The organism is Thioalkalivibrio sp. (genome assembly GCF_007692535.1).
GTDB lineage: Bacteria > Pseudomonadota > Gammaproteobacteria > Ectothiorhodospirales > Ectothiorhodospiraceae > Thioalkalivibrio.
In genome coordinates this window covers 1-5,879 of sequence record NZ_REBW01000263.1, presented here as the reverse complement: position 1 = coordinate 5,879, position 5,879 = coordinate 1, and the positions used below count along the sequence as shown (strand labels likewise).

General features: G+C 63.1%; 4 protein-coding genes. 3 read left to right on the top strand and 1 reads right to left on the bottom strand.

The features are described from left to right. Positions 1 to 451: 451 nt before the first annotated feature. The 3 genes from EA346_RS14590 to EA346_RS14580 are packed head-to-tail and all read left to right on the top strand — an operon-like array spanning position 452 to position 5,261. A complete protein-coding gene (locus EA346_RS14590; protein ID WP_296759814.1) occupies positions 452 to 2,398 on the top strand; it encodes a PrkA family serine protein kinase in 1,947 nt (648 codons plus the stop codon). A 24-nt stretch (positions 2,399 to 2,422) separates the two neighbouring features. Next, positions 2,423 to 3,703: a YeaH/YhbH family protein gene (locus tag EA346_RS14585; RefSeq protein ID WP_296759813.1), complete on the top strand. Its 1,281-nt coding sequence runs from the start codon at positions 2,423 to 2,425 to the stop codon at positions 3,701 to 3,703. 1 nt (position 3,704) lies between these two features. After that, positions 3,705 to 5,261, top strand: coding sequence for a SpoVR family protein (locus EA346_RS14580; RefSeq protein WP_296759812.1), 1,557 nt, complete (start codon positions 3,705 to 3,707; stop codon positions 5,259 to 5,261). Positions 5,262 to 5,307: 46 nt separating this feature from the next. Here the strand turns inward: EA346_RS14580 and EA346_RS14575 are convergent. Next, positions 5,308 to 5,879: hypothetical protein (locus EA346_RS14575; protein ID WP_296759810.1), on the bottom strand; the 572-nt coding region annotated here is incomplete at its 5' end.

The window sequence follows — 5,879 nt, the reverse complement described above, 5'->3', positions numbered from 1 at the left end:
AGGAACCGCTCAGGAACCCGCGGACGATAATTTCGGCCAATTATCCCGCGTTGAGCGCGGACACAGAAATGCTATAAATGACTGATTAAAAAAGTAATTGTTAATGCAAAGCAATGCGGCTACGGCCCCACTGCATGAGACTCTTAATCTATTGGTTGTAGGTTCAAGCCCTACACGGCCCACCAATTTAAACAACGACTTACGTGTCCTCTGTGCGCACGGTGGCAATGGCATCGGAACTGACGTCATGCAGGAGCGTCCAATCGAGAGATGTAGGGCCGGAACCCGCCGCGCAGTCCGCGCCAAGCCAAACCGCAAACCGGAACACATCGGGTAGACGTCGTTTTCGGCGTCCGAGGGTTGAACGCGCGGTCCGTTCACTGCCATGGCCCTCACTTTGCATGGCTGTTTATGGCCACACACTGCGTCCAGACGAGGAGGTGACGACGTTATGGATTCCGCAGAAACCCTGATTGCCCGGTACGCACAGGAGTACCAGAAGCGCCAGGAATCGGAAATGCCGCTTGCGGCGTATCTGGAAGCCTGTAGCGACGACCCGATGATGTTCGCTACCGCGGCGGAGCGCCTGGTGAAGGCCATCGGCGAACCGAGGATTCTCGATACCGCCAAGGACGAGCGCCTTGGACGCATCTTTCTCAACCGCACGATCAAGATCTATCCCGCCTTCGAGGATTTCTACGGGATGGAGGAGACCGTCGAGCGCATCGTGGGCTTCTTCCGCTATGCGGCGCAGGGGCTGGAGGAACACAAGCAGATCCTCTACCTGCTGGGTCCGGTGGGCGGCGGGAAATCCTCCCTGGCCGAACGGCTCAAGTCGCTGATGGAGAAACATCCTATCTACGTGCTCAAAGCGGGCGACGAGATCTCGCCGGTGTTCGAGGGCCCGCTGGGGTTGTTCAATCCGGAAATCTACGGGGCCGACCTGGAGACCCGCTTCGGTATCCCGAAGCGCCGGCTTACCGGACTGATCTCGCCTTGGGCGGTCAAGCGCCTGGACGAGTTCGGCGGCGACCTGTCGCGCTTCTCGGTGGTGCGGATGCATCCCTCGAAGCTGCGCCAGATCGCGATTGCCAAGACCGAGCCGGGCGACGAGAACAACCAGGACATCTCCTCGCTGGTGGGCAAGGTGGACATCCGCAAACTGGAGCTCTATAGCCAGAACGACACCGATGCGTACAGCTACTCCGGCGGCCTGAACCGTGCCAACCAGGGCATCCTGGAATTCGTGGAGATGTTCAAGGCGCCCATCAAGATGCTGCACCCGCTGCTGACGGCCACCCAGGAGGCCAACTACGTGGGCACGGAGAACGTTGGCGCCATCCCCTTCCAGGGCGTGATCATGGCCCACTCCAACGAATCCGAGTGGCAGGCCTTCCGCAACAACCGCAACAACGAGGCCTTCCTCGATCGCATCTCCGTGATCAAGGTGCCGTACTGCCTGCGCGCGACGGAAGAACAGCTGATCTACGACAAGCTCATCCGCACCAGCGAACTGAGCGACGCCGCCTGTGCACCGGCCACGCTGGACCTGCTCGCCAAGTTCTCCGTACTCACCCGCCTCAAGGAGCACGAGAACTCGAGCCTGTACTCCAAGATGCGGGTCTACGACGGCGAGAGCCTCAAGGACACCGATCCCAAGGCCAAGTCCATGCAGGAATACCGGGACGTGGCGGGCGTGGACGAGGGCATGACGGGCGTTTCCACCCGTTTCGCCTTCAAGGTGCTTTCCGAGACCTTCAATTACGACAACCGGGAGGTGGCCGCCGACCCGGTGCACCTGCTTTACATGCTGGAGCAGTCCATCCGCAGGGAGCAGTTCGCGGATGAGACCGAGCGGCGCTACCTGGAATTCATCAAGGCGGAACTCGCCCCACGCTACGCCGATTTCATCGGCAACGAGATCCAGAAGGCCTATCTGGAGTCCTATCACGACTTCGGCCAGAACCTGTTCGAGCGCTACGTGAGCTATGCGGACGCCTGGATCGAGGATCACGACTTCAAGGATCCGGACACCGGACAGATGCTGGACCGTCCGGCGCTCAACCAGGAGCTGTCCAGGATCGAGAAGGCCGCCGGCATCGCCAATCCCAAGGACTTCCGCAACGAGGTCGTGAAGTTCGCGCTCCGCGCCCAGGCATCCAAGGGCGGCAACATGCCCTCGTGGACCTCCTACGAGAAGATCCGGGAGGTGATCGAGAAACGCATGTTCAGCCAGGTCGAGGACCTGCTGCCCGTGATCAGCTTCGGGACCAAGGCGGACTCGGATCTCGAGCGCAAGCACGGTGACTTCGTGAGCCGCATGGTGGCCCGAGGGTACACGGAGCGTCAGGTGCGCCGCCTGGTCGAATGGTACATGCGCGTGAAGCAGGCTGGCTGAACCCGGCAGGAGGGTCCCGACCCCGTGGTCAACATCGTCGATCGGCGTCTGAATCCCAAGGACAAGAGCCTGGCGAACCGGCAACGGTTCATCCGCCGGGCCAAGCGGCAGATCCTGGACGCAGTGCGGGACATCTCCGCGCGGCGCAGGGTCGGCGAGGTGGCGCAGGGAGAGGAAGCCATCCGCATCCCCTCGGATGGGCTTCAGGAACCATCCTTTCGCAAGGGTGGCGACTCCGGCGTTCGACGCCACGTGGTGCCCGGCAACAAGGAGTATCGGGCGGGCGACGCGATCCCCCGTCCCGACGGCGGAGGCGGGCAAGGGCCGGGCGGTAGCGCCAGTGGCGAGGGTGAGGACGAGTTCCAGTTCACCGTGAGCCGTGACGAGTTCCTGGACCTCTTCTTCGAGAACCTGGAACTGCCGGCACTGGCCCGCACGCAGCTTTCCAAGGTGGAACAGCACGGAATCCATCGGGCCGGTTTCTCGGTTTCCGGCTCCCCCGCGAGCCTCAACCTCACGCGCACCATGCGCAACTCCCTGTCCCGGCGGCTGGCGCTGCACCGTCCCAAGCGCGACGAGATCCTGGAACTGGACCGGGAGATCGACCGCCTGGAGCGTTCCGGCAAGGACCCCCAGGGCCTGCGTGAGCTCGTCCGGCAGCGGGAGGCGTTGACCCGGCGCTCGCGCCTGATCCCCTACATCGACCCGATCGACCTCCGCTACAACCGCTTTGTGCCGACCCCCCGGCCGATCTCCCAGGCGGTGATGTTCTGCCTGATGGACGTGTCCGGCTCCATGACCGAGGACATGAAGGACCTGGCCAAGCGCTTCTTCATGCTGCTGTACCTTTTCCTCGAACGCCGCTACCGGCACGTGGACATCGTCTTCATCCGCCACACCCACGTCGCCCAGGAAGTCGATGAAGAGACCTTTTTCTACTCGAGGGAGACCGGCGGCACCCTGGTCTCCCCGGCGCTGGACGAGATGGAACGGGTGGTGCGGGAACGCTATCCCCCGGGGGAGTGGAACATCTACGCGGCGCAGGCCTCCGACGGCGACAACACCCCGTCCGACAACCCCCTGGTGCTCCGCACCATGGAAGAAGTGATCCTCCCGCTCTGTCGCTACTTCGCCTACATCGAGGTGGGCGAGGACCGCGGCTGGAAAGCGAAGACGCCCGTTTGGGAGCTCTACGAGCGCCTGGTGGCCGGTGGCCACCCGCTGGCTCTGCGCAAGGTCAGACAGCGCGCCGACATCTTCCCGGTGTTCCGGGACCTGTTCACCCCGGCGGAACTGAGGAGCTGACATGACCATACGCCTGGAATCCGACGCCCGGCTTCTGTACACGGGCGCCGACTGGGACTACCACCTGGTGCGGAAGACCTTCGATGCGATCGAGCATATCGCCGTGGACGAGATGGGTCTGAACCCGTACCCAAGCCAGATCGAGGTCATCAGTTCCGAGCAGATGCTGGATGCCTATTCGTCCATGGGCATGCCGCTGTTCTACCGGCACTGGTCCTTTGGCAAGCACTTCGCCCGGGACGAGATGTACTACCGCAAGGGCATGACCGGGCTGGCCTACGAGATCGTGATCAACTCGAACCCCTGCCTGTGCTACATCATGGAAGAGAACACCATGACCATGCAGACCCTGGTCATGGCCCACGCGGCCTTCGGGCACAGCCACTTCTTCCGCAACAACCATCTGTTCAAGACCTGGACCGACGCCGACTCGATCCTGGACTACCTGGACTTTGCCAAGCGTTATGTGAGCGAGTGCGAGGAGCGTTACGGCGCCAGGGCCGTCGAGCACGTGCTCGATGCCGCCCACGCCCTGATGAGTCACGGCGTGCACCGCTATCCCCGGCGGCAGCCGCTGAATCTCAAGCAGGAGATCGAGCGCGAGCGCGAGCGCCGGCGGTTCGAGGAGCAGAGCTTCAGCGACCTGTGGCGCACCCTGCCCCGGCGCGAGGCCGACGACGGCGGGTCGGATCCGGACCTGGACGCGCGCCGCGCCGGCCTCGGATTGCCGGAGGAAAACCTGCTGTATTTCCTGGAGAAGCGGGCGCCGCGCCTTGCCCATTGGCAGCGTGAAATCCTGCGCATCGTGCGCATCGTGTCCCAGTACTTCTATCCGCAACGGCAGACCAAGGTGATGAACGAGGGCTGCGCCACCACGGTGCACTACGCGATCATGAACCGGCTGCATGAAACCGGCCAGATCACCGACGGCGCCTTCATGGAGTTCCTGCACGCGCACACCAACGTGGTCTTCCAGCCGGACTTCGACGACCGGCGCTTCTCGGGAATCAACCCCTACGCGCTCGGCTTCGGCATCATGCAGGAGATCAGGCGCGTCTGCGAAGCACCCACGGAGGAAGATCGGCGCTGGTTTCCCGACATCGCCGGCAATGCCGACACGCTAGGCACGTGGAAGACCGCGTGGGCCGAATACCGCGACGAGAGCTTCATCCTGCAGTTCCTGAGTCCGCGCCTGATGCGCCAGTGGCGCCTGTTCTCGGTGCTGGACGATACCGACAACGACGCGCTGGAAGTGGAGGCCATCCACGACGAGTCCGGGTTCCGGGAGGTGCGCCGCGCACTGGCGGCCCAATATGACCTGGCCCGGCACGAACCGGACATTCAAGTGGTGGACGTGGACCTGACCGGCGATCGGCGACTGATGCTGGAACACCGCGTCCTGGACGGCCGCCTGCTGGAGGAACGCAGCACACTCATGCTGCTGCGTCACCTGGCCAACCTCTGGGGCTACCCGGTGAGCCTGACGGAGGTGGACCCGAAGTCTGAGCACGTGCTGGGCATCTATGAGGATGTAGAGCCGGAGCTGCGCCTTGCCTGAAGAGGCCTTCAGCGCAAATGCGTGATGACGCAAGGGCATACGCCCGTCAGAAGTAATATCGAACGCCAGCGCCCAGGAAATTGGAACCACCCTTGACACCGCCGAAAAGGCCACCGACGCCCGAGCGGTGGTGGAGGCGAACGAAGCCACTCCAGTCGCGTGAGCGGGGCGGCATGAACTCGACTTCGAGCACGTTGTAGCTCAGCAGTCGGGCAGAATCCCCTTCGCCCACTTCCTCTTCCTGCCGGGGTTCGATCGGCGGTTCCTCGCTGGCCCACGACAATCCCCAGCCGATGGCGAAGCGAGTATCGACGACATGGTCCCAGGGGGTGTCCATCCAGCGGACGGTAGGTACGAGATTGACCTCCCAGAGTTGCTGCAGGCCACTGTGGCGCACGAGCTGACCCTCGAGTTCCCAGCGGGCACGTTTGGTCCGCGCCCAGGACCAGGTCCCGGCAACCGTGTAGATGTACGAACTCTGGAAGGTCGGCGACCACTCGCGCAGGAATTCGACCACCCGTTCCTCGAAATTCACACCCGTATAGACCGACACGAAGTGACGCTGATCGTCGGCTACGGCAGGCGCAGCGAAGAGCCCGCTGACGAACACGAACACGA

What these genes read in the sequence shown, in the direction of transcription:
- EA346_RS14590 (WP_296759814.1), top strand. Translation starts at nt 452, where the DNA reads ATGGATTCCGCAGAAACCCTGATTGCCCGGTACGCACAGGAGTACCAG.
- EA346_RS14580 (WP_296759812.1), top strand. Translation starts at nt 3,705, where the DNA reads ATGACCATACGCCTGGAATCCGACGCCCGGCTTCTGTACACGGGCGCC.